Annotated in this window: 30 protein-coding genes and 1 tRNA gene; 15 read left to right on the top strand and 16 right to left on the bottom strand. The window is 65.3% G+C overall.

The window, feature by feature from the left end; all coding sequences use genetic code 11:
- Positions 1 to 17: 17 nt before the first annotated feature.
- A complete protein-coding gene (locus CB0205_RS0112015; RefSeq protein WP_010317699.1) occupies positions 18 to 356 on the top strand; it encodes a phenylpyruvate tautomerase MIF-related protein in 339 nt (112 codons plus the stop codon).
- Positions 357 to 361: 5 nt separating this feature from the next.
- Positions 362 to 787 carry a hypothetical protein gene (locus CB0205_RS0112020; protein ID WP_010317702.1) on the top strand — a complete coding sequence of 142 codons (426 nt, stop codon included), beginning with the start codon at positions 362 to 364 and terminating at the stop codon, positions 785 to 787.
- Positions 788 to 791: 4 nt separating this feature from the next.
- Here CB0205_RS0112020 and CB0205_RS0112025 read toward each other — a convergent pair whose 3' ends face one another.
- Positions 792 to 1088, bottom strand: coding sequence for a hypothetical protein (locus CB0205_RS0112025; RefSeq protein WP_010317705.1), 297 nt, complete (start codon positions 1086 to 1088; stop codon positions 792 to 794).
- Between the two features lie 25 nt (positions 1089 to 1113).
- Entirely contained in the window at positions 1114 to 1545 is a 432-nt protein-coding gene (locus CB0205_RS0112030) for a secondary thiamine-phosphate synthase enzyme YjbQ (protein WP_010317706.1), read from the bottom strand.
- 45 nt (positions 1546 to 1590) lie between these two features.
- Between CB0205_RS0112030 and CB0205_RS0112035 the strand changes: the two genes are divergently transcribed.
- Positions 1591 to 2109, top strand: a complete 519-nt coding sequence (locus tag CB0205_RS0112035) for a hypothetical protein (RefSeq protein WP_010317707.1) — start codon at positions 1591 to 1593, stop codon at positions 2107 to 2109.
- Here CB0205_RS0112035 and CB0205_RS0112040 read toward each other — a convergent pair.
- Together CB0205_RS0112040 and CB0205_RS0112045 are read right to left on the bottom strand one after the other, a co-directional pair.
- Positions 2106 to 2288 (bottom strand): hypothetical protein, encoded by a 183-nt coding sequence (locus CB0205_RS0112040; protein WP_010317708.1) that lies wholly within the window; start codon positions 2286 to 2288, stop codon positions 2106 to 2108. The genes CB0205_RS0112035 and CB0205_RS0112040 overlap by 4 nt on opposite strands.
- The gene (locus tag CB0205_RS0112045) at positions 2285 to 3277 is read right to left on the bottom strand and encodes a glycoside hydrolase family protein (RefSeq protein WP_010317709.1); all 993 of its coding nucleotides are present in this window, start codon (positions 3275 to 3277) and stop codon (positions 2285 to 2287) included. The genes CB0205_RS0112040 and CB0205_RS0112045 overlap by 4 nt, the downstream gene beginning before the upstream one ends.
- Before the next feature lie 105 nt (positions 3278 to 3382).
- On the opposite strand from CB0205_RS0112045, the gene CB0205_RS14840 reads away from it, so the two are divergent.
- From CB0205_RS14840 to CB0205_RS0112065, 4 genes are all read left to right on the top strand, one after another.
- Positions 3383 to 3562, top strand: coding sequence for a hypothetical protein (locus tag CB0205_RS14840; RefSeq protein WP_156797968.1), 180 nt, complete (start codon positions 3383 to 3385; stop codon positions 3560 to 3562).
- Between the two features lie 91 nt (positions 3563 to 3653).
- Positions 3654 to 3890, top strand: a complete 237-nt coding sequence (locus CB0205_RS0112055; protein WP_010317711.1) for a hypothetical protein — start codon at positions 3654 to 3656, stop codon at positions 3888 to 3890.
- 430 nt (positions 3891 to 4320) lie between these two features.
- Positions 4321 to 4566: a DUF1651 domain-containing protein gene (locus CB0205_RS0112060; RefSeq protein WP_010317712.1), complete on the top strand. Its 246-nt coding sequence runs from the start codon at positions 4321 to 4323 to the stop codon at positions 4564 to 4566.
- A gap of 334 nt (positions 4567 to 4900) precedes the next feature.
- A complete protein-coding gene (locus CB0205_RS0112065) occupies positions 4901 to 5134 on the top strand; it encodes a hypothetical protein (RefSeq protein WP_010317713.1) in 234 nt (77 codons plus the stop codon).
- Here CB0205_RS0112065 and CB0205_RS0112070 read toward each other — a convergent pair.
- Complete coding sequence (locus CB0205_RS0112070) at positions 5131 to 6285, bottom strand: calcium:proton antiporter (protein ID WP_232197323.1); 1155 nt, start codon at positions 6283 to 6285, stop codon at positions 5131 to 5133. The genes CB0205_RS0112065 and CB0205_RS0112070 overlap by 4 nt on opposite strands.
- A gap of 44 nt (positions 6286 to 6329) precedes the next feature.
- On the opposite strand from CB0205_RS0112070, the gene CB0205_RS0112075 reads away from it, so the two are divergent.
- Entirely contained in the window at positions 6330 to 8594 is a 2265-nt protein-coding gene (locus CB0205_RS0112075; protein WP_010317716.1) for a cation:dicarboxylate symporter family transporter, read from the top strand.
- Positions 8595 to 8701: 107 nt separating this feature from the next.
- Positions 8702 to 8845: a chlorophyll a/b-binding protein gene (locus tag CB0205_RS0112080; RefSeq protein WP_010317717.1), complete on the top strand. Its 144-nt coding sequence runs from the start codon at positions 8702 to 8704 to the stop codon at positions 8843 to 8845.
- A gap of 79 nt (positions 8846 to 8924) precedes the next feature.
- Here the strand turns inward: CB0205_RS0112080 and CB0205_RS0112085 are convergent, their stop codons facing one another.
- Positions 8925 to 9599 (bottom strand): hypothetical protein, encoded by a 675-nt coding sequence (locus CB0205_RS0112085; RefSeq protein WP_010317718.1) that lies wholly within the window; start codon positions 9597 to 9599, stop codon positions 8925 to 8927.
- A 61-nt stretch (positions 9600 to 9660) separates the two neighbouring features.
- Here CB0205_RS0112085 and CB0205_RS0112090 point away from each other — a divergent pair, with 61 nt between their 5' ends.
- A complete protein-coding gene (locus tag CB0205_RS0112090; RefSeq protein WP_010317719.1) occupies positions 9661 to 10827 on the top strand; it encodes a sirohydrochlorin chelatase in 1167 nt (388 codons plus the stop codon).
- A 367-nt stretch (positions 10828 to 11194) separates the two neighbouring features.
- The gene (locus CB0205_RS16560) at positions 11195 to 11548 is read left to right on the top strand and encodes a DUF2811 domain-containing protein (protein WP_369791663.1); all 354 of its coding nucleotides are present in this window, start codon (positions 11195 to 11197) and stop codon (positions 11546 to 11548) included.
- Positions 11549 to 11556: 8 nt separating this feature from the next.
- Here CB0205_RS16560 and CB0205_RS0112100 read toward each other — a convergent pair whose 3' ends face one another.
- Entirely contained in the window at positions 11557 to 13176 is a 1620-nt protein-coding gene (locus CB0205_RS0112100; RefSeq protein WP_029626376.1) for a GMC oxidoreductase, read from the bottom strand.
- A 59-nt stretch (positions 13177 to 13235) separates the two neighbouring features.
- Positions 13236 to 13312: transfer RNA gene (locus CB0205_RS0112105), tRNA-Met, on the bottom strand.
- 73 nt (positions 13313 to 13385) lie between these two features.
- Here CB0205_RS0112105 and CB0205_RS0112110 point away from each other — a divergent pair.
- Positions 13386 to 14033: a transaldolase family protein gene (locus CB0205_RS0112110; RefSeq protein WP_029626377.1), complete on the top strand. Its 648-nt coding sequence runs from the start codon at positions 13386 to 13388 to the stop codon at positions 14031 to 14033.
- Here CB0205_RS0112110 and CB0205_RS0112115 read toward each other — a convergent pair.
- Genes CB0205_RS0112115 through CB0205_RS0112130 form a run of 4 tightly spaced genes read right to left on the bottom strand, consistent with a single transcriptional unit; the run spans position 14030 to position 16587 of the window.
- The gene (locus CB0205_RS0112115; protein ID WP_010317723.1) at positions 14030 to 15004 is read right to left on the bottom strand and encodes an asparaginase; all 975 of its coding nucleotides are present in this window, start codon (positions 15002 to 15004) and stop codon (positions 14030 to 14032) included. The genes CB0205_RS0112110 and CB0205_RS0112115 overlap by 4 nt on opposite strands.
- Position 15005: 1 nt before the next feature.
- Entirely contained in the window at positions 15006 to 15518 is a 513-nt protein-coding gene (locus tag CB0205_RS0112120; RefSeq protein WP_010317724.1) for a CGLD27 family protein, read from the bottom strand.
- Between the two features lie 12 nt (positions 15519 to 15530).
- The gene (gene rsfS, locus CB0205_RS0112125) at positions 15531 to 15959 is read right to left on the bottom strand and encodes a ribosome silencing factor (RefSeq protein WP_010317726.1); all 429 of its coding nucleotides are present in this window, start codon (positions 15957 to 15959) and stop codon (positions 15531 to 15533) included.
- Positions 15952 to 16587 (bottom strand): DUF3318 domain-containing protein, encoded by a 636-nt coding sequence (locus CB0205_RS0112130; RefSeq protein ID WP_010317727.1) that lies wholly within the window; start codon positions 16585 to 16587, stop codon positions 15952 to 15954. Before CB0205_RS0112130 ends, rsfS begins: the two co-directional genes overlap by 8 nt.
- Before the next feature lie 125 nt (positions 16588 to 16712).
- Here CB0205_RS0112130 and carB point away from each other — a divergent pair, with 125 nt between their 5' ends.
- Complete coding sequence (carB, locus tag CB0205_RS0112135; protein WP_010317729.1) at positions 16713 to 20006, top strand: carbamoyl-phosphate synthase large subunit; 3294 nt, start codon at positions 16713 to 16715, stop codon at positions 20004 to 20006.
- A gap of 4 nt (positions 20007 to 20010) precedes the next feature.
- On the opposite strand, the gene CB0205_RS0112140 is transcribed toward carB, so the two are convergent.
- Entirely contained in the window at positions 20011 to 20313 is a 303-nt protein-coding gene (locus CB0205_RS0112140) for a HigA family addiction module antitoxin (RefSeq protein ID WP_010317730.1), read from the bottom strand.
- On the bottom strand, positions 20313 to 20591 hold the full coding sequence (locus tag CB0205_RS0112145) for a type II toxin-antitoxin system RelE/ParE family toxin (RefSeq protein ID WP_010317731.1): 279 nt from the start codon (positions 20589 to 20591) through the stop codon (positions 20313 to 20315). Before CB0205_RS0112145 ends, CB0205_RS0112140 begins: the two co-directional genes overlap by 1 nt.
- Before the next feature lie 142 nt (positions 20592 to 20733).
- Between CB0205_RS0112145 and CB0205_RS0112150 the strand changes: the two genes are divergently transcribed.
- Both CB0205_RS0112150 and CB0205_RS0112155 read left to right on the top strand, forming a co-directional pair.
- A complete protein-coding gene (locus tag CB0205_RS0112150) occupies positions 20734 to 21411 on the top strand; it encodes a DUF3386 domain-containing protein (protein ID WP_010317732.1) in 678 nt (225 codons plus the stop codon).
- Between the two features lie 49 nt (positions 21412 to 21460).
- Positions 21461 to 22792 carry a sodium:alanine symporter family protein gene (locus tag CB0205_RS0112155; RefSeq protein ID WP_010317733.1) on the top strand — a complete coding sequence of 444 codons (1332 nt, stop codon included), beginning with the start codon at positions 21461 to 21463 and terminating at the stop codon, positions 22790 to 22792.
- On the opposite strand, the gene CB0205_RS0112160 is transcribed toward CB0205_RS0112155, so the two are convergent.
- Positions 22789 to 23496 (bottom strand): SDR family NAD(P)-dependent oxidoreductase, encoded by a 708-nt coding sequence (locus tag CB0205_RS0112160; RefSeq protein WP_010317734.1) that lies wholly within the window; start codon positions 23494 to 23496, stop codon positions 22789 to 22791. The genes CB0205_RS0112155 and CB0205_RS0112160 overlap by 4 nt on opposite strands.
- Positions 23497 to 23500: 4 nt before the next feature.
- Entirely contained in the window at positions 23501 to 24862 is a 1362-nt protein-coding gene (gorA, locus tag CB0205_RS0112165; protein WP_010317735.1) for a glutathione-disulfide reductase, read from the bottom strand.
- Positions 24863 to 24928: the final 66 nt, after the last annotated feature.

Genomic DNA, 24928 nt, shown 5'->3' on the forward strand with positions numbered 1-24928 from the left:
CAGTGCCCTGAGCTGCGATGCCCCTGATCAACGTGCGCACGTCCCTGCCTGAGCTGGCCGATGCCGCTGGGTTGCTCAAGGAACTCTCGGCGGCTCTGGCTCAGCAGACCGGCAAGCCGGAGTCCTACGTGATGACCCTGCTGGAGACGTCGGTGCCGATGACCTTCGCCGGCAGTAGTGATCCCTGCGCCTACGTCGAGATCAAGTCGATTGGTGCCCTCAAGCCCCCGGCGATGACCGCGGCCTTCTGCGATCTGATCGAAGCGCGAACGGGTATCCCGGCCAATCGCATCTATGTGGCCTTCGAGGATGTCAAAGCCAGCAGCTGGGGCTGGAACGGCAGCACCTTCGGCTAGGGCTGATGGAACGTCTGAGCGGCCTGCTTCCTTTGGCCTTGCTTCTGGTCTGGGGGTGCACGCCCTCTCCCTCCTTGAAGCGCCTGGTCTGCAGTGGACCCGGCCGCCAGGAGGTGGTCTTTGATGCGCGCAGCGGGCGCCTCTATGCATTCATTGAGCCCCTGAACGCCTACCGGCCGACCCCGGAGCTGCGCTTCTCGGTGCAGACCACCTCTTCCCTGCGGGGTGATGAGCTGCGGATTGAGACGCGGGTGGGTGAGTTCAGCCGTGAGGGTGACGCCTCCAGCTGGCAGGCCGTGGATCCCCCGGTGGGCAGCGATGAGACCTTCAACCTCAAGAGCCTGACGTCCCAGCTGCGGATGGTCTCGGATCGGCCCGTGCGGCCCGTCGACAAGGAGGGCCGCTGCGAGCTCGCCCCCCTGCAGACCTGAGGACCTACTCCAGCCCGGCGCGCACCTTCTTGACCGCCAGACCGGCTTCGGTGGCAGTGCCGCCGGCCAGCAGCAGCAGGCCGATCAGCCCCACCAGCTGGTTCTGGGCTTCGGCGGCGGGTTCGGCGTCCTGGCCGAGCACCGCTCCGGCGACAAACCAAGCGGTGGCCAGGGCCGAGGTGATCCAGTAGGCCTTCCAGCGCCGTTGGTAGAGGTAGCCCGCCCCCAGGCCCGGCACCACGTTCAAGAGCACCGCCACCCAGCCGGCGGAGGCGGCCAGGATCTGTTCGCGGCTGGGCATGGCTGGATGTCGTTGGGCGCAGACCCTAGGCAATCCACTGCAGGGCGACCGTTCGCTGACGCGGCCCGTCCAGCTCCACCAGGATCACGTCTTGATAAGTCCCCAGCACCGGCGTCCCGTCTTGGACGGCCACCATCACCTGGTTGCCGAGCAGCAGCGCCTGCAGGTGGGCGTGGGCATTGCGGGGTTCATCGGCAGGGATGTTGGGCCGAAGCTCGAGGTCGTTGTGTTTCCAGGGGCGCTGGGCAGGGGCGATCTCAGCAAGCCAGGCCTCGAGGTCCCAGATCAGACGCTCCTCCATCTCGTTGATGATCACGGCCGTTGTGGTGTGCTGCCCGCTGATCAGCACCGTTTCGTCCTTCTCCCCTTGCTTGGCGATGAAGCGCTCCAGGGCTTCGGTGAGAGCGATGCACTGAAAGGGGCGTTGTGTTGGGATCTGCAGGCGTTCAACGGTCATCGCGGCACCCTCTGGCTACGGTCAGCATGAGCTGTGGCAGGGGCGATGGAGCGTTGGCGGTCCTGCCCAGCCCTGGCTGACAAAGACGAGGCTTTTCTGGCGGCAGTCGCGGACTATCTCGTTCAACTCGAGGCCCTCTCTCAAAAGCAACGCCACTGTCTGGCGCTCTTCAAAGCTGCCGAGTTGGTCAATGCCTTGATCCAGATCAAGGAGCGCCGCGAAGCGGAGGATCGAGTCGGCCCGGAATTGGCCCATCGCTCCTTTGCTCTGGTTCGTTCTGTCATCCGCAACCGCAGCCTTCCCTATGCCGGCAGCGAGAGCCAGTGCCTCAGGGATCCGCAACTGACGGCGGTCATCGATGAGGGTTGTCGTTTGTTCCATCTCGGCAAGACGAACAAAGAGCTCTATCAAAAAGCCTTAGCCCTCTCGGCGGCCCAGTGCCTGGCCTTGCAGGATCAGCTCGGGCCAGCACTGGATCAGTACCTCCAGGGGGCGGGACTGGAGCTGCCTGAGACGTTGATCGCATCCGTGCGTGCGAGCTTCATCGACGCCTACCGCAGCTAGCGCCGTTTGCGTTTGTCCCGCTCGCGTCGGTTGGCCTTGCGGGTGCCTCCGTATTGATAGCCGGGCTCTTGGCTCTGGCGTTGCCAACAGGCCGGACAGGCGAAGCGCCAGCTGCCGCTGGCCTGCGTGCGGATTCGGTAGTGCAGCTCCCCGCTCTGCAGGCAGAAGTCGCAGTTCATGGCTGGCTGAACTCCATCCACCAGCCGCTGCCCGGACCCTCGACCAGCCAACGCCGGCCCCAGTTGCGCTCGGAGTAGCGCTGCGCCCGGCCGCTGCCGAGGGCAGTGCTGACGTAGCCGCCGCCCACGAGATTCGCCTCGCCGTTGGGGTCGTGCATCAAGAAGGTGCGGCTGCTGGGGTCCCAGCCCACGACCACACTCCAGTGGCCCACGCCCGTGGGTTGCTCCACTGGCCCGAGGTGCAGCCAACCCACCGGTGCCGGGATACCGCGTTCCAGCTGGTCAATGAGGTCCTGAATGGTTCCGTCTTGGCGGAAGCGGGCCGCCAGCCCGCAGGCCTCGATCGCCAGCAGTTGGGCAGAGGCCTCCGTGCTTTCGCCATAGCGCTGGACGATCGCGAGGTACTGGTCGTCGATCTGGCCGCTACCGCTGAAGCAGCCCGGCCGCAGAAATTCCACCGCCATGGCGCAGCTGGAGCTGAAGCACATCCGCGGGCCGTGCACCGTGGCGCTGTTGTTCTGGCAGCAGTAGGGCACCGCCAGGGCAGTGGCGCTGTGGCGTTCAGCGTGTCGGATCTCGGCGGCGCGGCGCTGGATCAAGCCTGGCAGGGGATGAATCCAGCGGGGCAGTTCCTCGCGGATCACCAGCCCTGCAGGCTCCCCGGCCAGCAGTCGTCTGCGCAGGGTCGAGCGCCCCAGGGCTCCGGCACCGACGTTGAAGCAGAAGCTCAGCAGCGCATCGAATTGCCCCTGGTTCAGGGGCACGCCCGCCAGCAGCGTCTTCAGGGCCCGCCCGCGGTCCTGCAGATCGTCCAGGAGCCAGCGCTCGGCCTGCGCCTGGCTGATGACCAGCCCAGGCCGGACCTCGGCTCCGGTGTGGCCGTAGCCAATGGTCCAGGGCTCTGCGCCGCTGCCGGGATCGGGGTAGGCCTCGAGCCGGCAGCCCTCAAGGCGTTTGAGCAGGTCCAATCCGGCTGCGCTGATCTCCATGGCGAGGGGTGCAAAGACCCCAAAGGGTTCCGGCTCCCATGGCTATCGATGTTGCAGACGGGGCCCATCCCGGCCCTGCAGCATGCTCCGATCGAGCGCAGCGCCATGAGTCCGATCTTTCCCTGCCGCGGTTGCGGGACCTTTATTGAGCGCTCCACCCAGCACTACCGCAGCGTTAAAGGTCAGGTGCTCTGCTCGAGCTGTCTGGATGCCCAGACGGTGGCTGGAGCGACAGTTCTGCAGCGTCTCAAGGCGAGGTTGGTTCGGCCGTTTCAGCTGAAGTGAGAGCGGATGTCGCCTGGGCGGTTATCTCGTCCTGGCCGCCTCGCGCCAGCAGATTTCGGATCCATAGGGTTGCGCCAGTCACACCCGAGCGATGAGCGAAGCGAACGACAGCCAGCAGAACTGCGGCGGCAAAAAGAAGGCGATGCTCGTCTACGGCGTGGCTCAGATCTCGGCCACGGTCGTCTCCGCTATCGCCCTGGCCTCGATCGCCGTTGGCGTCTGCGCGCTGAAGCAACAGAGCAAGCTTTTCAACGGATGTGTGGAAGAGGTGGTGGCCGAGGGCAAAACCAACGCCCAGGCCGTCCGCTACTGCAACGGCGGCAACTGATCGTTTGTTTTTCATAAGGTCCGCCGCAATCGCGGTGGTGGCCTCACGGCTGGCCAGTGGAGCCTGTCAGCGCCCTTTGTCTGCCCTTGTTCTGTCGCCCAGGGGGAGTTAGGGCGGGGGTAGCTGCCAGCTCCAGATGCCGGAATCACGCATCGCGCACACGGCGAAGGGTTCAACCCTGGATTCGTTGGGGGGGGAACTTCTTCAGGGTCTGCGACCCGCAGGGGCACTGCCAATCCGTCGAAGGCCTGTGGAACGCCGAGGAGGTGCTCCGGCGCAATGAGCGACCCAGCACCACGAAGCGCAATTGCCTGATGCCCAAGCCGATCAGGCGACCTGTTGGCGAGTGGTGAGCCGCTGATCCCTGCGGCTGGTCCCTTGCAAAACCCATCCTGCCGTAGTACACCTGTACTCTGCATGTGGTGGATTGATGGAGGAGGCTTGGCTGCAGGATCCCAAGGCCGGTTGGCAGGTTCGCTTTCACAAGGATCAGCGCACCTGGGGCCGTGAGACCTGGGTGTTTGTGGACACGGGTAAGGCCATGCCGGACCACCTGCCGCTCCTCAAGGAGCGCTATCACCTGCGTCGCGCCGATGCCCGGGTGCTCTGGGAAGGCTTGATGGCCAAGGGTTGGCTCAAGACGCGCCCCGCCTGGGGCGTCTATGCCGAGCCGTAGGCAAGAAAAAAGCCCCGCCGAAGGCAGGGCTAGGGGTCAGGAACGATCCGGGCGTCTGTCCTCGTTTCGACTCCGGATTGGAGTTCCTCACTCCTCACACGAAAGAACTATCTCGCCCGAGCAGCCGGAGGCAAGTCGCCTGTGTGCGGAGCTCTGACTGCCACTCTCCGGGGAGGCGCCATGAAAAAAGCCGGTCACCAGTCCGGCTTTTTTCTCCCTGTGCTTGCCAAGGCACACAACAGTCATGGCTCAACTCGGTGGCCAGGCGCGATGAGCCGAAGTACCTGAATCAGCAGGGCCCCGGAACCCTCCGGTGTTCAGTCACGGAACACCGATGGACTCACGCCGTTTAGTCGTCTGGATCTCCGCTGGGATCTTGAGCTTCCAGGGCTTCGCTCTGGCCTTTGATCTGCTCAATTGCACCGCCCTGACATGGGTGCAACTGCATCACTCGGTTCCCCTGGAGCCCTGCAGACGTCCCAATGGCCGGATTGATGCCGCGGTCAACCATGGTCTGAGCGTGCTGGCTGGTTTAGCCCTGGGCAGTCAGTCCAAGCCGGCTCCTTAGATCACCTGCAGCGCGATCCAGAACACGAAGACCACCAGAAGCATCAGGCCATCCAGTTGGGTGAACTTGCCAAGGGTTGGCCTGATTAAGAGCAGCGTCAGTCCCAGCAGGACCATCTCGAGGGGATCAAGTCCAAGGATCACCTTGGTTCCGGTGAGTTCCCCAATCAGTAGGACCGCAGGCACGGTCAGGCAGAGCGTGGAGAGCACCGAGCCATAGAGGGTGTTGAGGGAGCGCTGCACTTGTCCCCTTGAGGCGGCTCTGAGGGCGTTGAGTGCTTCAGGGGCCAACACCAAGAGGCCAACCAGCGTGCCGCCAATGGCGCTGCGCAACCCGAGTCCATTCAGGCTGGCCTCAATCAGCTCGCCCATGGACTCCGCGTTGATCACGAGAATCAACAGCCCAGCAGCGAGCCAAGCCACCGCCGGGGCAACCTCTGGGATGCCCTCATGGCCGCCATCTGCTGCCCCGAGCCATTGGCGTTGCTCGCGGCTTTCGGTGAATAGCCCGCGGTAGCTACCGGTTTGAAAGGCGATAAAGACGCTGAAGAGGCCAAGAGCCGCACCAATCAGAACCACATTTCCGGGGCCGTTGAAGTTGGCTTCTGTGGTTTGGGTGGTGAAGTTCGGAACGATGAGCGCCAGAACACTGATGGTCGTAATCAGGTTCACGTAGGTGATGCTCCCGCCGATGTTCATCGCCGCCAGATCACTGTCTTGCAGGGGCTCCCGCAGCGTTTTCTCCTGTTCTCGAGCGGCCTCAAAGACGCTGATGCCCTTGATTCCGGTGAGGGCGATCATCAGCACCGCGAACATCGAATCGCGGGCCAGGGTTGGGTTGGCCTCTCCGCTGCCCATGGTGCTGGCAATCAGGGCGAGCTCCACCACCACGGCTGAACCGGTCAGGATCAGCGTTCCAAACGGTTCCCCCAGCCGAATCGCCAGGGCATCGGCGTAATGGACCACCTGCAGCGCGAGCAGCAGGATGACCCCTCCAAGCCCAGCTAGACCCAGCAGCAGGGAGAGGACACTTCCCTCCAGCAGCCAGGGCAGGAGGTTCGTGGCGTGCAAGCCGATCAGCGTGCCCGCACCGAGCAGCAACACGACGAAGGACGTTCGCCGTTCCCTAGTTGGTGACTGTTCCACATCCACCAACTAGCCAGAGACCAGCTCTTTAAACAGTTGCGAGGCTGCGGTTGGCGATCTCGCGGCCTCTGCGCATCCTGCAGGCAGGGCAGGACTTGGGTGTGGTGAGGATCGATCGAGGGGCCACCTGGCTTGCTCCGGCGCGGCTGTTTCTGCGCCAGAACCTGGCCATTCAGATCCTGGAGGGCCTGGTGGCCGGGATCCTGGTGGGCCGGCTGCTGCCCGCCTCGGCCCTGGCGCCGTTGAATGGCCTTGGGGATGGCTTCATTCGGCTCTTTCAGATGCCGGTCCTGCCCTTTTTGAGCGTGTCCTTGATCGCCGGGGTGGGGCGCCTGCAGTTCGCTCAGGCCAGCCGCTTGCTGGGCCGCTCGGCCCTGGTGCTGATCGGCTTTTGGCTGGTGGTGCTGCTGGCGGTGTTGCTGGTGCCCTTGGGCTTCCCCAGCTGGCATGACGCCTCGTTCTTCAAGCCGAGCCTGCTGCAGGCCCCCAAGCCCCTGGACCTCACCGAGCTCTTCATTCCGGTGAACCCCTTTGCGGCCTTCGCGGAGACGCAGATCCCGGCGGTGGTGCTGTTCTCCCTGGCGCTTGGCATTGCCCTGATCGCCGTTCCCAAACGGCAACCGCTGATCGACGTCTTTGACCGGATCGCCGAGGCCCTACTCGGCATCTCTGCCTTTGTGGCCCGTTTCACCCCGCTTGGGGTGTTCGCGATCCTGGCGACTGCCAGCGCCTCGATCGAGAGCTCTCAGCTGCCGCGACTGGCGGTCTATGTCGTGCTGCAGGGCGGGATCGCGCTGCTGCTGGCCGGCTTGTTTCTGCCCCTGGTGATTGCCGGGGTGACGCCGATTCCGGTGCGCCAGTTGCTGCGCAGCTTCCGCACCCCACTGACCATCGCCTTTGCTACCGCGAACATGCTCGTGGTGCTGCCGATCTTGGTGGAGCTCTCCAAGAAGCTCCTCTACGAGGCCCGTGCGGCGCACTTGGCTCCAGGGGTGAGCGAGCAGGAGCTCAAGGATCAGGTGGACCTGCCCGTTGAGGTGTTGGCGCCGCTGGCCCTGGTCTTTCCGGACATGGGGCGCCTGCTCTCCCTCGCCTTTGTGCCCTTTGCCGGTTGGCTGACGGGAAACTCCATCAGCCTGCAGGAGATGCCGGGCTTCCTGCTGACGGGTCTGGCCAGTGCCTTCCTTGAGGGGATTTTGGCGATGACCTTTCTGCTGGATCGCATGGGCCTGCCGAGCGATCTGGTGCAGCTCTACATCGCCATTGATCAACTGGCGGTGGCGCGTCTGGGCACCCTGCTGGCCTGCATGAGCGTCATCGCCCTGGTGATCATTGGCACCTGGGTATCGCTTGAGGGGTTCCCCAAGCGCTTCAGGCGCCTGCTGCCAGCGGCCACCGCCCTGGCGGTCTTCCCGGGATTTGTCCTCTTGAGCCGTGTGGGCTTCCAGCTGCTGCCCAAGCCGGTCAACAGCGCCCGCGACCAGTTGATGCACCAGGACTTCGCCCTGGCCAAGGGCCGCGCCCCTGTGGTGCAGGGGTGGACACCCGTGGATCAGCCGGGGGATTGGCAGGCGATTCGCCGGGCCCGGGCGATTCGCTACTGCGTCCATGAGCAGGACTATCCGATGGCCTATCGCAATGCGGATGGCGAGCTGGTGGGAGCCGATGTGGAGATGGGGATGCTCTTTGCCAAGCAGATGGGCCTCAAGCCCAGCTACGTCCTGATCGACCGGATCGGCAACGCGAACGACCCCCGCCCTGATGGCCTGCAGGCGCTGGAGCGGGGCTACTGCGACCTCAAGCTCTCCAGCGACGTCATGGCGCCGATGCAGGCGGCCCGCACCCGCTTCACCGATGCGCACCTGACCTACGGCGTTGCCCTGCTGATCAAGGGCTCAGCCCTGAGCAGCAAGCGCCAGTGGAGTGATCTGGTGGAGGTCCAAGGCCTGCGGGTGGGCCTGGGGTTTGAAGCCCCATTCCTGCTGCGCCTCGTTGCCGGCTGGTTGCCCCAGGCCAAATTCATCAGCTCCCAGGGGACCGATGCATTGCTGAAGGCGCTGCAGGAGGGCCGGCTGGATGCGGTTTTGGTGACGGCGCAGCAGGGGGCGTCCTGGAACGTGCTCCAGCCCAACCTCACCTTGTTGGTGCCCCAGCCGCTGAAAAGTCTTCCGGCGGCGCGGCAGTTGCCGTGGGAGAGCGCCGCCTTGGCGGGGGTCTGGAATGCCTGGCTGCGCTTCCAGGAGATGGATGGCACCCGTCAGACGGTCTACCGCCACTGGGTCGAGGGCATTGAGCTCCGCAAGGACAAGTCCTGAGGCCAGGGAGTGCCGCTTGAAAAGCACGGGAAACCGTCGCCCCCAATACCCCCAGGTCGCTTCACAAGGCTTTACAGTTCCTACACGTTTCGTAACGACGCCTTCCAATGGCTGACTCCAACACCCGTTTCGGCTTCGTCGCTTTCGCTGAGACCTGGAATGGCCGCCTGGCCATGATGGGCTTCGTGATCGGCCTGGGCACCGAACTGCTGACCGGCCAGGGCATCCTGACCCAGATCGGCCTCGGCTGATCCCGTCGTCATCGACAAACGAAAGCCCCCGGTGCAGTGCACCGGGGGCTTTTTGCTGTCTGGAGCGTGGGGCGCCCGCTCAGGGCTGCCAGTCGGCAGCCGGGGGTTCCTTGTCGCTGTCCTTCAGGGAAGGGAAGAGCTCCCGGATCGCTGCGGTCAAGGTGGAGCGGGCTTCCTGGCGGAAGGCCTCAGCGGCATCGGCCGGCAGGACCGGATAGCTGGTCTCGCTGTTGCCATCCCCGCGTAGGGGTTTCCAGCTGGTCTTCTCGTTGCGCTTGAACTCCTCGAGCACATCGACGAAACCGAACTGGGCGACTCGGCCGGCGGCGGCCGCCTTGCTGGCGAGCTGCTCGCGCACGGCGATCAATTCCTTGGCCTTGAGGGTGTCGGGCAGACCCAGCACGGGCTGGTAATAGTCGATCGCCCGCAGTTCCTCCTGCAGCAGGATCGGCCAGGCGGCCACTTCGCTCTCACCCAGACCAGCGGCGCTATCGCTGCTGGCCATGGCATCGCGGTAGAAGGCGAGCCAGCGGTAGTAGGACTTGTCCTGGAGCTTTTTCTTCTCGGCCTTGCCGGTGACGATCTTGGGCAGGGCTGCCTCAGCCTTGCGCAGGAAGATCCGGTCCTCGCGCTCCAGGTTGATGGCGCCCCAGCGGTGGCGGTATTCCCAGAGCTCTTCGTATTTACGGCAGTCTTCGGGGCTCCAGCCCAGTTCCTTCAGCTCGCCGGACCGGTGGTTCTCGCTCGTCTGCACGCTTTGACGCTTGGCTTTGGGTCACCCTAGGCCGATAGGGTCAAGGCAGGCAGGCCTTCCCATGACAGACCCCTCGCAGCAACTGGATCTTCAGGCGGTCGACGGCGGTCCGATCGGGGTCATGATCTGCGGCCACGGCAGTCGCAACAAACAGGCCGTCACCGAATTCGCCCAGTTGGCCCAGGGCCTGCGCCGCCAGCTGCCGGATGTACCGGTCGAATACGGCTATCTGGAATTTGCCCGCCCGATCCTGCGGGACGGCCTCGACAGCCTGCGCTCCCAGGGGGTCAAGCGGGTTCTGGCGGTGCCCGGGATGCTCTTTGCCGCGGGCCACGCCAAAAACGACATCCCCTCGGTTCTCAATAGTTACGCCGCCGAGACCGGCCTGCGCATTGATTACGGCCGCGAGTTGGGGGTCGACCTCAAGATGATCCAGGCCGCCGGCGCCCGGATCCGCGAAGCCCTCGATCGGGCGAACGCCCAGGCCGAGGTGCCCCTGGCCGAGACCCTGCTGGTGGTGGTGGGCCGGGGCTCCTCCGACCCCGATGCCAACTCCAACGTCTCCAAGGTGACGCGGATGCTCGTCGAGGGGTTTGGCTTCGGCTGGGGCGAGACCGTCTATTCCGGTGTGACCTTCCCCCTGGTGGAGCCCGGCCTGCGCCATGTGGTGCGCCTGGGCTTCAAGCGGGTGATCGTCTTCCCCTATTTCCTCTTCTCTGGGGTTCTGGTCAGTCGCATTCGCCAGCACACCCAGCTGGTGGCGGCCGACCATCCCGAGGTGGAGTTCGTCGATGCCTCCTACTTAGGGGATCACCCTCTGGTGATCGACACCTTTAAGGAGCGGGTCGAGGAGGTCGTGCGCGGCGAGACCCAGATGAACTGCTCGCTCTGCAAGTACCGGGCTCAGGTCCTGGGCTTTGAGACCGAGGTCGGGGCTCCCCAGCAGAGCCACCACCACCACGTCGAGGGCCTGATCGAGGGCTGCACCCTCTGCGAGCTCGAGTGCACCGGTGCCTGTCAGCCCGATGGCATCCCGATTCCCCTGGGCCACCACCACCATCACGACCACGACCATTCCCACGAGCACGGTCACAGCCACGACCACAGCCACGATCACGCGCACGATCACGGGCATACCCACACCCCCTATCCCCACGCCGAGCACCCCCTCGGTCCGAAGACCCTTTACAAACCGCGTCCCAAATCGGAAGAAAACCCCTCGGAATAACCCCGCTCATCCGTCTCGAATCCAGGCGCGTCCCACGAGACTGGTCCGCATAAGCCCTGCTTATCTTTTCCGGCTTTCCCCAGGGGGCTGAGCTTTTCCCCAGGAGGGATTGATCTTTTCCACAACTTGCGCGACCTGCTTGCGCGCGGTAAGGGCATTCCTGGGGAATGCGCGCTTTCGTCCGCAGGTCGCTTGACAGGGGGATGCCCATGGCTAGGCGACGCCCTGAGCGGTCTGGGAATCAGTTCAAGACCCCAGTCAGCGACTGCTGTCTCAGCCTGTCTCTCCCACGGTGTCGTGGATGCAACACGCTTTGACGGGGGCCGTCGCTTTGTGGCTTGCTGGTTGGCGTCGCAGGAGTGAATTGTTGGAGCCCAGCCGCTTGAACCACCAGGGTGTTGAAGGCCTGCAAGAGCGAGAGGTTTACGATCACCCCTTGTTTGGTGAGGACCCGGAGCGGGCGCATTTGAACCGCTGTCTGGAGCAGTCGGAGCCGGAGATCGATCAGCCCCAGGGGGCACCTCGCATCAGCCTTGAGGCCGAGGTGCCGGAGGCCCTCTTTGATGGGATGAAGTCCTTCTTGAGCAATCGACCCGATTGGGATCAGTACCGGGTGATCACCTCAGCCCTGGCTGGTTTTCTGTTCCAGAACGGCTGCAGCGACCAGTCCGTCACCCAGCACTACCTCAACGGTCTGTTCGTCAGCGCAGCTGACTCCTGAGTCCCGCCTCAGAGTTCCCCGCGCTTCAGCGCTGCCGCAGCGTGGTCACAGGCCCTCCAGGTGAGGGCCATTTCTGTGAGGGTGGGGCTCTGCCAGCCGGCGCTGGGCCAGCAGCTGCCGTCGGTCACCAGCAGGTTGGGGGTGCGCCAGAGCTGGTTCCAGCGGTTGAGAACGCCCAGCTCCTCGCGTTCCGCCATGGGCGCTCCCCCGAGTTCATGGATGTAGTAGCCCGGTGGGGCCGCCCCAGCCGAGAGGGCCAGGCTGCCTTGAACAAGCGGCTCGATCAGGGGCATCACAAAGAGGTCGGCGAGCGGTTTGATCTGGCCGCCGGCGGCGTGCACGACCGCCTCCATCCGCTGGCCCATGTGGTTGACCATGGCCTGCTCGTTCTCGCCCCAGCGGCAGTCGATGTGGGCGATGGGAATCCCCCAGGCATCCCTGCGCTCGGGGTGCAGGCTGACCTGGTTGTGGCTTTGGCTGAGGACCTCGCCATGGCCGATCAGGAAGCCCACGGCACTGCCGCGCTCGCGCTGCAGCAGTTGGGGCGGATCAAAGCGTTGGATGCCGCACCAGAGGCCATAGCCCCGTTTGAAGTCCCGTGATTCCAGGGTGTTGGGAATGAAGCAGCTGCCCGCGCCGGAGAGTTCGCTGCTCCCCGCGGCCGGTTGATCGGGGATCGAGAAGAAGCAGCTGCGGGAGATGTGGTCCATCAGCCCCTGCCCGAGCCTGCCGCTGACGTCCTCCAGGCCGCTCTGCTGCTGGGAGTGCAGCAGCAGCCTGAGGCTCTCAATCGTGCTGGCGCAGAGCACCACCAGGGGTGCCTTGGCGCAGAAGTGCTCGCCGCTCTGGCGATCAATGGCCTCGACGCCCTCGGCGCGACCGCTGGCGCGGTCGATCAGCACGTGGCTGACCACGCTGTTGCTGCGCAGCTCCACCCGGCCGCTGGCCAGGGCAATGGCCAGGGCGCCGCCCTGGGAGCAGGAACGGGGCCAGGGGGTCTGGGCGCTCTTGCTGAGCTCGAAGCCGCGGGAGTGGATCAAGGGCAGCTCCAGATCCCGGCGAATCGAGCGGCCCAGGTGTTCTTCGGCGGGGGTCAGGGGCATTGGCTCCTGGAACTCCCCATCGGGCAGCTGCGGTAGGCCATCCCGCTGGCCCTTCACGGCCAGCAGCGTCTCGAGCTGGCTGTACCAGGGGGCCAGGTCGTCATGGGCGATCGGCCAGTCCTGGCCATGGCCATCCCGGCTTGCTCCCTTGAGCTCGTAGTCGGAGAGCCGAAGGGTGATGCCTCCCCAGGTGAGGCTTTTGCCGCCCACTTGTCTCCCCCGGGTCCAGAGGAAGGGGCGATCGTCGGGGGTGGAGTAGGGGTTGCGCTGCTCATCGACGAACAGCTCCGGGTTGGCCTTCCAGTAGCCCGGGTGATTCGCGGCGATCCGCTGCCGGCCGCTGCTGATGTTGGCCAGGCGTTTGAGGCTGTTGAGGGGCTCGCTGCCAAAGGCCCGCTTGGCACTGAGCTCCGGGCCGGCCTCCAGCACCAGAACCCGCAGGCCCGCCTGGGCGAGGGCCATGGCTGCCACCCCACCGGTGGCCCCGGAGCCGACGACGATTGCGTCAGGGTTGCTAGCAGCCATCAGGGTTTCAGCCATCAAAAAAGCCCCGGCACTTCAGAGAAGGCCGGGGCTTTTGGAGTTGGTGGCGGGGGGCGGATTTGAACCACCGACCTTCGGGTTATGAGCCCGACGAGCTACCAGACTGCTCTACCCCGCGGCGACCCAGAAACCTTACAGCACAGCGGATCCCTCCGGCAATGGAGCCAGGATGGACTCAGACCCTGACTGCCATGGCACTGCATCTGCTGCTGGATTCGGCCGACCCCAGCGCCTGGGAGCAGTGGCTGCCCACGGGGCTCTTCGGCGGGGTGACAACCAACCCGACGCTGCTGAAGCGCGCGGGCCAGCCCTGCACCCTGGAGAACCTCCGGGCCTTGAGCGAGCGGGCCCTGGCGATGGGTGTGCAGGAGTTGCATCTGCAGGCCTGGGGTGCGGACCTGGTGGGCTGCGGAGCTGCCCTGGCGGCGATCGCGCCCGATCGCATCTGGGTGAAGCTGCCCATCACCCGCCCTGGCCTGGAGGCCGCCCGGGAGCTGCAGCAGCAGGGCTGCCGGATCACCTTCACCGCCTGCTACGAACCCCAGCAGGTGCTGCTGGCGGCAGCCCTTGGGGTGGACTACATCGCCCCCTACCTCGGGCGCATCAGTGACCTGGGCCGCGATGGCCATGGGGAGCTGATCGCGATGCAGCGCTGCATCGATGCCTTGGGTTCGACCCTGCGTCTGCTGGTGGCCAGCCTGCGCAGCGCCTCAGATCTGCCGCGCCTGGCGGCCGAGGGCCTGAACACCTTCACCATCAGCCCAGCGATCGCCCAGGCGCTCTTCAGCGTTGAGGCCACCGAGGCCGCGGCGGCCCAGTTCGAGCGCGATGCGCTCTAGTTGCCGTTGTCGAAGCGCAGTTCGCCGCTGACCTCGAGCTTGACCGCGGTGTTGGGCACCAGGAACTGAGTGCTGAGTTCTTCGAGGGTCATGGGCGTGAGCCACTCGAGCTGCTCCATCAGGTGCAGGGCGACGGCCTGCTTGGCGCGGCGGGCTCCGTCCTCCACCTTGATCGCCAATCCCAACCCTTCGCCGACTCGGCTGAGGCATTGGATCCCCTCGGCGCCCCCCTTGCTCAGCACCTGGCCGTGGCTGCTGCGCATCACGGCGGTGTCAAAGCGACCCTCGCCGGCCACCAGGTCGGGGTGGGCGAGCATCGAGCGGCAGAGGCGCTCGAGTTCGGGGTTCTGTCCGGCTCCGAGATGGGCAAAGAGCAGTGCCATCTGAGCCAGCTGCAGTTGCAGGGTCGGTGCGCCGCAGTCATCGCGGGCCGTGATCAGTTCCGCGGCGGGCATCCCCAGCAGTTCGGCGACGCGCTTGAGGACCTGCTGCTGCAGCGGGTGCTCGATCTGGAGGTAGGTCTCCAGCGGCCAGTGCATCTTGCGGCAGGTGGCGAGAAAGGCGGCGTGCTTGCCCGAGCAGTTGTGCTCCAGCGGGCTCTGCTTGCCGGCGGGGGTGGGGCACTGCAGCTGCTCGCTTTCGAGGTCGGCCTTCCAGAGGATCTTGAAGGCCTCGCGGGCCTGGCCCGCTTCCCCGGCGTGGGAGGCGCAGGCAATGGCGAGGGCGCGGTCGTCGTGTTGCCCTAGATCGGCCGCTCCACTGCTGACGAAGATCTGGGCCTGGAAGGGCTTGAGCGCGGAGCGGATGAAGCTCAGCTGCTGCGGATCACCAGCGCGCATCAGGATCCGGCCGCGTTGGTCACAGACCACGGCATGGACGCGGTGCAGCGATTCGCCGATCCCGTTGCGGGTGAGGCGCACCTCCAGGGGGGGCACCCCAGGACGGCTACCGAAGCTGCTGGAGAAGGTCATGTCAGAGAGCCTGACAGAGTCCCGTCGAGAGCAAGAGCAGTCCGCCGGTTGCGGCCAGGGCGAGTTGGATCTTGCGCAGGACTGGCTTGACTTCGTGGTTGGCCACCAGCAGATCCTGCTGTCTCCAGGCGAGTGGCTTTTCCCAGACCTGCCCGTCGTACCAACCGGATTCTTCGTACTCGACCTGGGTGGAGGTCAGGCGCCGCAGCACGGTTCTCCAGCCCAGCCACTGGCGCGTCAGCATCAGCAGCGGCACGACGCAGGCGCCGGCGGCTCCGGCGGCGGTGAGGGCTGCGGGGTCGTGGCGTAGGGCAAAGCTGCCGGTCGCCAGGTAGAGCGTCAGCGGCATCGCAATCAGCCAGCTCTGGATCAAGGGCTGGGCTATGTTCTGCTGGGCCCAGGCAAAAAACAGGGAGTCCTGCAGTTCCTTGTATTGCTCCAGCGGGCGCTGCTCTGGCGGGACCGGACAGGGCGTGCTGTTGCTGAGCCCCGGCGAAGGATCGCTAGCAGCCATTGCGTGTCCGGCTCAGGCCGGTGGAGCCTCGGCCGAGCCTACGAAGCTCTCCACCTCACCGTGGCCCCAGAAGGACTCGAGGTCGTAGTAGCTGCGCTCGTCCGGGGTGAGGCAGTGCACGATCACCTCGCCGTAATCCAGCAGCACCCAGCGCCCCTCGTTCTGCCCTTCCTTGCGCAGGGGCAGGCGGCCGGTGTGCTCCTCGAGCTTGTCCTCAACGGAGCGGCCCATCGCGCGCACCTGGACATCGGTGAAGCCACTGGCAATCACGAACCAGTCGGCGATCGAGGAGATCTCCTCCACCCGAATCAGAACGATGTCGGTGGCTTTGCGGTCGTCACAGGCATCGGCGGCCAGCAGCGCCAGGGCTTTGCTGTCGTCGAGGTCGAGCCGGGGTCGGTTGGGGTCGGGTCTGGGCTTGGCGGCTTGGGCCTCAGCCATAAACGTTCTCGCTGCTCACGGAGTGTCGGGAGCCCTGTTGCTGGGCCATCTCAGCCCGGGCTTTCCCTGCACTCTTGCGCAGCGCCTCCAGGCGGTCCTCGTAGAAGCTGCGCTTTTTCTTCTTGCGGGTCTGCTCCACCAGCTCCTTGAGGGCCCCGCCGAGGCTCTTGTAGGCATTGGGCAGGGTGTAGCCGAAGCGGCAGGCCAGATCAATCGCCCGCTCATCGGCGGCGATGGCGTCCTGCAGACGCTTCTCGGAGTTGTTCTTGAGATAGAGGCGGTAGCCGGCAAAGCCGGATAGGCCCATGGCCATCAGCAGCAGCAGGCCGTCCTGAACCCAGAGTTCACCGATGGCGCCACCCAGGCCGATGGCCAGGGCCGCCATCTCCCAGCCGTCCCGGGGGACGGAGTCGTTCTGGATGCGGCCGACCTCATGCCAGAAGAGCAGGTTGCGGTGGTCGATCGCCAGGGCATCCCACTTCTGGAGATCCAGCTGAACCTCCACCTCATCGCGGCCGATCTCCTCGATGGTGATCAGCGGCGGGTCTGCTGAGGCCGCGGCTTCCACAAACACCCAGCTCTGCATCTCGGGAGGCAGCAGCCCCTTCAGGCGCTGGAGTTCGCTCATGAGGACGCTTCGGCCGTGTTGAAGACAACACTAGCCACGACGGGATCGTTGGCTGGGTCTGGCTTAACAGCAAGGGGTTTCAGCCACGTGAGAGGCTGGATGGGTTTGGCTGCCGGCCCCCTGCTATGCCCCGTCGCACGGATCTGCGTCGCATCCTGCTGCTGGGGTCAGGCCCGATTGTGATCGGGCAAGCCTGCGAATTTGATTACTCGGGAACCCAGGCGTGTAAAGCCTTGCGGGCCGAGGGTTTTGAGGTGGTGCTGGTGAACAGCAACCCCGCCTCGATCATGACCGATCCGGACATGGCGGATCGCACTTATATCGAACCTCTCACCCCTGATGTGGTGCGCCGGGTGATCGAGCTGGAGCGTCCGGACGCCCTGCTGCCGACCATGGGCGGACAGACCGCCCTGAACCTGGCGGTGGCCCTCTCCAAGGACGGCACCCTGGAGAAGTACGGGGTGGAGCTGATCGGCGCCAACCTCGAGGCGATTGAAAAGGCGGAAGACCGGGACCTCTTCAAAAGGGCCATGGGTCGCATTGGGGTGGGTGTCTGCCCCTCCGGCATCGCGACGACCTTGGAGGAGGCCGAGGCTGTCGGGGATCAGATCGGCAGCTATCCGCGGATCATTCGCCCGGCCTTCACCCTGGGGGGCAGCGGCGGCGGCATCGCTTACAACCCCGAGGAGTTCCGGGCGATCTGCCTGAGCGGCCTGGACGCCAGCCCGGTGAATCAGATCCTGATTGAGCAGTCCCTGCTCGGTTGGAAGGAATTCGAGCTGGAGGTGATGCGCGACACCGCCGACAACGTGGTGATCGTCTGCTCGATCGAGAACCTCGATCCGATGGGGGTGCACACCGGTGACTCGATCACCGTGGCCCCGGCCCAGACCCTGACGGACCGCGAGTACCAGCGCCTGCGGGATCAGTCGATCGCGATCATTCGCGAGATCGGTGTGGACACCGGCGGCAGCAACATTCAGTTCGCGATCAATCCCGCCAATGGCGACGTGATCGTGATCGAGATGAATCCCCGCGTCTCGCGGAGTTCGGCCCTGGCCTCGAAAGCCACGGGTTTTCCGATCGCCAAGATCGCTGCGCGTCTGGCCGTCGGATACACCCTCGACGAGATCATCAACGACATCACTGGCAAGACACCGGCCTGCTTCGAGCCCACGATTGATTACGTGGTGACGAAGGTCCCCCGCTTCGCCTTCGAGAAGTTCCGCGGCAGCCCCGCCGTGCTGACCACCGCAATGAAGTCGGTGGGCGAGGCCATGGCCATCGGCCGCAATTTTGAGGAGTCCTTCCAAAAGGCCCTGCGCTCCCTGGAGACCGGACACGCCGGCTGGGGTTGCGATCGCCCGGACCCCAGCCCCGAGCGCTCGGACCTCGACCGGGAACTGCGCACCCCTGCACCCGATCGGATCTTTGCGGTTCGCACGGCGATGGTGAACGGCTACAGCGATGCCGACATCCATCGGATCTCCGCCATCGATCCTTGGTTCCTGGCGAAGCTGCGCCGGATCATCGAGAGCGAGCAGCGTCTGCTCAAGGGCCAGAACCTCACTGCCCTGGATGCCACCGCCCTGCTGGAGCTCAAGCAGCTGGGCTTCTCCGATCGTCAGATCGCCTGGGCCACCGGCAGCAAGGAACTGGAGGTGCGCGCCCATCGCCAGAACCTGGGCGTCAATGCGGTGTTCAAAACCGTGGACACCTGTGCCGCTGAGTTCGCCTCCAGCACGCCCTATCACTACGCAACCTATGAGCGGCCGATGGAGCGTCTGCTCCCCGACGGCAGCCTGGAGTTGATCGCTCCGGAGTCCGAGGTTCAGCCGGAGTCCAGGCGCAAGGTGATGATCCTGGGCGGTGGCCCCAACCGGATCGGCCAGGGCATCGAGTTCGATTACTGCTGCGTCCACGCCTCCTTTGCGCTGCAGGAGGAGGGGTTCGCAACGGTGATGGTGAACTCCAACCCCGAGACGGTCTCCACCGACTACGACACCTCCGATCGCCTCTACTTCGAGCCCCTCACCTTTGAGGACGTGCTCAACGTGATCGAGGCCGAGAAGCCTGAGGGGGTGATTGTTCAGTTCGGCGGCCAGACCCCCCTCAAGCTGGCGATTCCCCTGCTGAACTGGCTGCAGTCCCCCGCCGGTCAGGCCACGGGTACCCGCATCTGGGGCACCTCGCCCGAATCGATCGACACGGCGGAAGACCGCGAGCAGTTCGAAGCGATCCTGCGTCGCCTGGACATCCGTCAGCCCCGCAATGGCCTGGCCCGCAGCGAAGCGGAGGCCCGCGTGGTGGCCGAGCGTGTTGGTTATCCCGTGGTGGTGCGCCCCAGTTACGTCCTGGGCGGCCGGGCGATGGAGGTGGTCTACGGCGAGGACGAGCTGAACCGCTATATGAACGAGGCGGTGAATGTCGAGCCGGATCACCCGGTGCTGATTGACCAGTACCTCGAGAACGCCACCGAGGTCGATGTCGATGCCCTCTGTGATGCCACCGGCAAGGTCGTCATCGGCGGCCTGATGGAGCACATCGAACCGGCCGGCGTGCACTCCGGTGACTCGGCCTGCGCGCTGCCCTCGGTCAGCCTGGAGCAGGAGGCCCTGGCCACGATTCGCCAGTGGTCTGAAGCCCTGGCCCTGGCCCTTCAGGTCAACGGCCTGATCAACCTGCAGTTCGCCATCAAGGACGGACTCGTCTACATCATTGAGGCCAACCCCCGGGCTTCCCGCACCGTGCCCTTCGTGGCCAAGGCCACCGGTGCGCCCCTGGCGAAGATCGCCAGCCGGATCATGTCGGGCAAGACCCTCGATCAGATCGGTCTGACCAGCGAGCCCAAGCCGCCCCTGCAGGCGGTCAAGGAGGCGGTTCTGCCCTTCAAGCGCTTCCCCGGCGCCGACTCGATCCTGGGTCCGGAGATGCGCAGCACCGGTGAGGTGATGGGCACGGCCACCAGCTTCGGCCTGGCCTACGCCAAGGCGGAGTTGGGCGCCAGTGAGGCCCTGCCCACCAGCGGCACGGTCTTCCTCTCCACCCATGACCGCGACAAGTCAGCCCTGCTACCCGTCGCCCAGCGCCTTGATCAGATGGGCTTCCGTCTGGTGGCCACCGAAGGCACCGCCCGCGCGCTGGCGGAGGCCGGCCTCAAGGTTGAGACCGTCCTGAAGGTGCACGAGGGCCGCCCGAATATCGAGGATGCGATTCGCTCCGGTGAGATCCAGTTGGTGATCAACACCCCGGTCGGTCGTCAGGCCGCCCACGACGACAAGTACCTGCGCCGCGCGGCCATCGACTACGCCGTCACGACCGTCACCACCCTGGCCGGTGCCCGTGCCGCAGTTGAGGGCATCGCCGCCCTTCAGGCCCAGGAGATGCAGGTGCGCGCCCTGCAGGACATCCACGGATAGGGACTCAGCTGCTCACCAAGGGCTGAATCTTGGCGATCTCCTCAGCGAGCTCCGCTCCGGCAATCTCTGTGTCGTAGGCGGCTTGAGCACGAAGCCAGTACCCGGGACTGAGGCCCAGGAAGCGGCAGAGTCGCAGGTCGGTATCCGCACTGATCGATCGCTGACCGGAGACGATTTCGCTGATCCTGGATGCCGGCACCTTGATGGCCTTCGACAGTCGGTACTGGCTGACCCCGAGCGGAACCAGAAACTCCTCAACGAGCAGTTCACCTGGGGTAATGGGGCTTAGGCGATGTGTGGCAGTCATCAGTGGTAATCAACGATCTCAACGGCTTCAGGGCCGGAATCTGACCAAACAAAGCAAAGGCGGAATTGGTCGTTGATCCGGATGCTGTGTTCTCCAGCTCGGTCGCCGCGCAGTGCTTCCAGTCGATTGCCGGGGGGAATGCGCAGATCCTCGGGGCGCGAGGCAATGTCCAGCTGGCGAAGCTTGCGCCGGGCTACCCGTTCGAAGGCCTGAAAGCGGGGGATCGCCCATCCCTGCGCTAGTCGCTCGGTGTCTGCGCATCGAAACGAGCGGATCACCCGTTCATCTTAGTTCTGTTCCGCAGAAGCATTGGTTCCTGCTCCCATGGCTTCAACGCTATGGGCTGCGTGGAGCTAAGTCGTCCGTGAAATCACCGATCGCTTCATCCCCCTACGCTGGTTCCTTGCTGCATGCGTATCCGTGACTGTCGCCCCTAGCTCTGCTCCGGTTAGCTCAGGCTCTGACTGCACGGCTGCCTTCCGGGCGGCCTATGAAAACCGCTACACCTGGGCCCCGGGCTTTGGTGGCTACAGCGGCCGCTGCATCTGGGAGCAGGAGGACCAGCGCGTCGAAGGCAGCTTCAAGGTGGGCGCTGACCTGAAGGCCCAGGTGGAGGGCATCGAGAACGAGGAGATCCATAAGGCGATCGCCTCCCAGCTCTGGGAGGTCTGCATCCACCGCGTGCGCCGCAGCTTCGAGCAGACCCACGGCGAGAACACCTTCACCGCCGGTGAGACCGATGTGGTTGGGACCGAGGTGATCGTCGGCGGTAAGAACGCCGGCGACCGCTACCGGATCAAGGACGACGTGGTGACGATGGTGCACCGCCACATCCACGGCACCGTGGTGACGATCTTCACCGAGAGCACCACCGACACCGGCAGCGGCTACCTCAGCCACAGCTACACCAGCCAGTACGCCGATCCCGCCAGCGGCGAGGCCCGCGGCGGCAAGAGCCGTTTCACCGACACCTTTGTTCCCCTGGCCGGTGAGGGTCCCTGGGTGCTGAGCGAGCGGGTGGTGGAAACCGAGGCCTTTGGTGACACCCCGGCCGGTCGTCAGGTCTTCCGTTTCGAAGCCCTCAACGCCAATAGCTGAACGCCAGCAGATGTGACACGATCCCGCCAGGTTTGACCGGCGGGATCGGATGCAGGATCTGCTCAATCAGATCAACTCAGTGGTGTGGGGGCCCTACACCCTCTGGTTGATCGGCCTGACGGGGCTCTACCTGATGGTGGGCCTCGGCTTCATGCCCCTCCGCCGGATCGGCTATGCCGTGCGGCAGACCTGGGCCTCGATTCGTCAGTCCGACGGCGAGGGTGATGTCACGGCCTTTCAGTCGTTGATGACAGCCCTGGCAGCGACGATCGGCACCGGAAACGTTGCCGGTGTCGCCGGTGCCATTGGCGTTGGTGGTCCAGGCGCGGTCTTCTGGATGTGGCTGATTGCCCTGGTGGGCATGGCCACCAAGTACGCCGAGTCGCTGCTGGCGGTCCATCACCGCGAGGTGGATGAGCTGGGCGAGCACGTTGGTGGTCCGATGTACGTGATCCGCAATGGCCTTGGCCGCGGCTGGGGTTGGCTGGCCGTTCTATTTGCGCTCTTTGGCACCCTCGCCGGCTTTGGCATCGGCAATGGCGTTCAGGCCCATGAGCTGGCCAAGGCCTTGAACGTGAGTCTTGGGATCCCGCCTCTGGTGACCGGTGTGGTCTTTGCTGCGATCACCTTTGCTGTGATCATCGGCGGCATCGAACGGATTGGACGGGTGGCCTCGGCGGTCGTGCCGTTCATGGCCATCGTCTACGTCGGCGGCGCCCTGACGATTCTCTTGGCTCACCTGGGTGAGATTCCCGCGGCCCTGGCGCTGATCATCCAAGACGCCTTCTCGGCCCAGGCCGTGGCCGGTGGTGCTATCGGCGTGATGATCCAGAAGGGGATCGCCCGCGGCGTGTTTTCCAACGAAGCAGGCCTGGGGACCGCGCCGATCGCCCAGGCGGCGGCCAAGCCCGGTGATCCGGTGCTGCAGGGCTCCGTCGCGATGCTCGGCACCTTTATCGACACGATCATTGTTTGCACGATGACCGCCCTGGTGATCGTCATCAGCGGTGCATGGCTGCCCATGGAAGGGGCAACGGCTCCCCAGGGCGTTGCCTTGACCATGGCCGCCTTTGACTGGGGTCTGCCCGGTGGTGCCTGGCTGGTGACCTTCGGCACGGTCTTCTTCACCGCCACGACCATCCTGGGCTGGGGCTACTACAGCGAGCGCTGCCTGGAGTTCCTGGTGGGTGTGAAGGGCATCAAGCCCTTCCGTCTGGTCTGGGTTGCCGTGGTGGTCTTGGGCTCAGTGGCCAGCTTTGATCTGATCTGGACCGTCGCCGACATCCTGAACGGTCTGATGGCGATCCCCAACCTGATCTCCCTGCTGCTGCTGAGCAGCACGGTCTTCCAGCTGACCCGTCAGTACAAGTTCGAGCGCTAGGCCTCGAGGTTGCAGTTCACCGCCAGCTCAAAGGGCACGCAGCTGTTGGGTTGATCCAGCAGCTGGCTGGTGAGGGCGGCCAGGTCTTCGCTCTGGGTCATCTGCTCGGGGGGCAGGGCCTTCACCGCAGCGGCCATGTCGGTGTTGACCCAACTCGGGCAGACCGCCGTCACCCGGATCCCGCTCTCCCAGCCCTCATTGCGCATGGTCTGGCAGAGCCCCATCAAGGCGAACTTGCTGGTGCTGTAGGCCGCCAGGCGGCCCTTGGTGCGTTTGCCGCTCATGGAGACCAGCACGACGACGCGCCCGGAGCCATGGGCTTGGAGCTGAGGCCAGGCGGCCCGGGTCAGCCACCAGGGCCCCATGACGTTGACGTCGAACAGCCGCTGGATCTCCTGCTCCTGGCCGCTCTCAAACAGCAGCGGCACCCGCGAGAAGATCCCAGCGCAGTGGATCACGCTGTCGAGCGCTCCGAAGTGCTCCAGCGTCGCCTGCACCCAGGCCTCGGCGCTCGTGGGCTCGGCCGCCTCATAGGGATGCAGCAGCACGCGCTCGGCGCCGGCCTGCTCGGGGTCGAGGGGGCTGCCTTTGAGGTCGCCTGGGTTGCGCAGGCCAAGGCTCAGGCGATGGCCACCTGCGAGGAGCCGCTCGGCCATGGCCCGGCCGATGCCGCGGCTGGCGCCGCTGATCAAGAGTGTGCGCATGGCCTTAGTTGGGCAGCGTGACGAACTCCTCTGAGATCGTCGGATGCAGCGCCATGGTGCGATCGAAATCCGCCTTGGTCGCTCCCATGCCGATGGCGATGGCCGCCATCTGAATGATCTCGGCCGCGTGCTCGCCCACCATGTGGCAGCCCAGCACCTTGCCGCTGCCGGCCTCGAGCACCAGCTTGAGCAGCACCTTGGGATCACGGGCCGGTAGGGCCTGGCTCATGGGACGAAAGCGGGCCCGATGGACCTTGATGCCGTCCTTGCCGTAGCGCTCGACCGCGGCCTCTTCGCTGAGGCCAACGCTGGAGAGCTCCGGCTGGGAGAAGACCGCAGCCGCCACCAGGTCATGGTCCACCTGGCGCGGCTTGTTCCCCCAGATGCTGTCGGCCAGGGCCCGGCCCTCATCAATGGCGACCGGGGTGAGGTTGACCCGGTCGGTGACGTCTCCCACGGCGTAGATGTGGGGCACGTTGGTGCGCTGATCCGCGTCGACCGGAATGCGATGGCCTTCCATCGCCACCCCAGCGGCTTCGAGGATGAGGCCCGCCAGGAAGGGGCGGCGGCCCGTGGCGAGCAGTACGCCGTTGCAGGCGATGCGCTCTCCGCTTTGGGTGACCACCGTTAGCGCCCCCGGTTCGCCTTCGATGGCGGCGGGGCTGTGGGCGAGGCGCACCGTGATGCCCTCGGCCTCCATCGCCTCCAGCACGGCCTGGCCGCACTCCCGATCGAAGCCCCGCAGCAGGTGATCGCCGCGCACCAGTTGGGTCACCTGGACCCCCAGGCCATTGAGGATGCAGGCGAACTCACAGGCGATGAATCCGGCGCCGACCACGACCACCTGCTTGGGGAACTGCTCGAGTTCAAACAGGTCGTCCGAGATCCAGCCCAGCTCGGCGCCCGGGATCTCGGGGCGATGGGGGCGTCCGCCAACGGCGATCAGGATTCGCTCGGCGCTCAGCCGCCGGGTCTCCTTCCCGCTGCTGTCCTGGACGCTGACGCTGCGGTCGTCGGCGAGACGGCCCCAGCCGCGCACCAGCTCAACGCCAGCCTTCTCAAGGAAGCCAATGTGCAGTTGGTTGAGGCGATCCACCTCGGCGCGCACCTTGCGGAGCAGGACGCTGCTGTCATGGCTCACCTCGCCCAGGCTCCAGCCGTAGCTCACGGCATCGCTGAGTTGGTGGCGAACGGCGGATCCGTAGACCATCAGTTTCTTGGGCACACAGCCGCGGATCACGCAGGTGCCGCCGACCCGATCCCCTTCAACGATGGCCACGCGGGCGCCGTAGGAGGCAGCGCGCTTGGCGGCGGCCAGTCCGCCTGAGCCTGCGCCGATCACGATCAGATCGAAGTGGTCGCTCATGCCCTCGCCCTTGCTTGCCTCAAGTGTTGCCTAGAGGCACCCGCGCTGCCGCTTTGATTCCCTAAA

The organism is Synechococcus sp. CB0205, from assembly GCF_000179255.1.
Classification (GTDB): Bacteria; Cyanobacteriota; Cyanobacteriia; order PCC-6307; family Cyanobiaceae; genus Vulcanococcus.

What these genes read in the sequence shown, in the direction of transcription:
- CB0205_RS0112030 (WP_010317706.1), bottom strand. Translation starts at nt 1,545, where the DNA reads ATGACCGTTGAACGCCTGCAGATCCCAACACAACGCCCCTTTCAGTGC.
- CB0205_RS0112045 (WP_010317709.1), bottom strand. Translation starts at nt 3,277, where the DNA reads ATGGAGATCAGCGCAGCCGGATTGGACCTGCTCAAACGCCTTGAGGGC.
- CB0205_RS0112015 (WP_010317699.1), top strand. Translation starts at nt 18, where the DNA reads ATGCCCCTGATCAACGTGCGCACGTCCCTGCCTGAGCTGGCCGATGCC.
- CB0205_RS0112160 (WP_010317734.1), bottom strand. Translation starts at nt 23,496, where the DNA reads ATGCGCACACTCTTGATCAGCGGCGCCAGCCGCGGCATCGGCCGGGCC.
- CB0205_RS0112060 (WP_010317712.1), top strand. Translation starts at nt 4,321, where the DNA reads ATGGAGGAGGCTTGGCTGCAGGATCCCAAGGCCGGTTGGCAGGTTCGC.
- rsfS (WP_010317726.1), bottom strand. Translation starts at nt 15,959, where the DNA reads ATGGCTGAGGCCCAAGCCGCCAAGCCCAGACCCGACCCCAACCGACCC.
- gorA (WP_010317735.1), bottom strand. Translation starts at nt 24,862, where the DNA reads ATGAGCGACCACTTCGATCTGATCGTGATCGGCGCAGGCTCAGGCGGA.
- CB0205_RS0112025 (WP_010317705.1), bottom strand. Translation starts at nt 1,088, where the DNA reads ATGCCCAGCCGCGAACAGATCCTGGCCGCCTCCGCCGGCTGGGTGGCG.
- CB0205_RS0112035 (WP_010317707.1), top strand. Translation starts at nt 1,591, where the DNA reads ATGGAGCGTTGGCGGTCCTGCCCAGCCCTGGCTGACAAAGACGAGGCT.
- CB0205_RS0112020 (WP_010317702.1), top strand. Translation starts at nt 362, where the DNA reads ATGGAACGTCTGAGCGGCCTGCTTCCTTTGGCCTTGCTTCTGGTCTGG.
- carB (WP_010317729.1), top strand. Translation starts at nt 16,713, where the DNA reads ATGCCCCGTCGCACGGATCTGCGTCGCATCCTGCTGCTGGGGTCAGGC.
- CB0205_RS0112115 (WP_010317723.1), bottom strand. Translation starts at nt 15,004, where the DNA reads ATGACCTTCTCCAGCAGCTTCGGTAGCCGTCCTGGGGTGCCCCCCCTG.
- CB0205_RS0112120 (WP_010317724.1), bottom strand. Translation starts at nt 15,518, where the DNA reads ATGGCTGCTAGCGATCCTTCGCCGGGGCTCAGCAACAGCACGCCCTGT.
- CB0205_RS0112055 (WP_010317711.1), top strand. Translation starts at nt 3,654, where the DNA reads ATGAGCGAAGCGAACGACAGCCAGCAGAACTGCGGCGGCAAAAAGAAG.
- CB0205_RS0112080 (WP_010317717.1), top strand. Translation starts at nt 8,702, where the DNA reads ATGGCTGACTCCAACACCCGTTTCGGCTTCGTCGCTTTCGCTGAGACC.
- CB0205_RS0112100 (WP_029626376.1), bottom strand. Translation starts at nt 13,176, where the DNA reads ATGGCTGCTAGCAACCCTGACGCAATCGTCGTCGGCTCCGGGGCCACC.
- CB0205_RS0112065 (WP_010317713.1), top strand. Translation starts at nt 4,901, where the DNA reads ATGGACTCACGCCGTTTAGTCGTCTGGATCTCCGCTGGGATCTTGAGC.
- CB0205_RS0112040 (WP_010317708.1), bottom strand. Translation starts at nt 2,288, where the DNA reads ATGAACTGCGACTTCTGCCTGCAGAGCGGGGAGCTGCACTACCGAATC.
- CB0205_RS0112110 (WP_029626377.1), top strand. Translation starts at nt 13,386, where the DNA reads ATGGCACTGCATCTGCTGCTGGATTCGGCCGACCCCAGCGCCTGGGAG.
- CB0205_RS0112090 (WP_010317719.1), top strand. Translation starts at nt 9,661, where the DNA reads ATGACAGACCCCTCGCAGCAACTGGATCTTCAGGCGGTCGACGGCGGT.
- CB0205_RS0112130 (WP_010317727.1), bottom strand. Translation starts at nt 16,587, where the DNA reads ATGAGCGAACTCCAGCGCCTGAAGGGGCTGCTGCCTCCCGAGATGCAG.
- CB0205_RS0112140 (WP_010317730.1), bottom strand. Translation starts at nt 20,313, where the DNA reads ATGACTGCCACACATCGCCTAAGCCCCATTACCCCAGGTGAACTGCTC.
- CB0205_RS0112155 (WP_010317733.1), top strand. Translation starts at nt 21,461, where the DNA reads ATGCAGGATCTGCTCAATCAGATCAACTCAGTGGTGTGGGGGCCCTAC.
- CB0205_RS14840 (WP_156797968.1), top strand. Translation starts at nt 3,383, where the DNA reads ATGAGTCCGATCTTTCCCTGCCGCGGTTGCGGGACCTTTATTGAGCGC.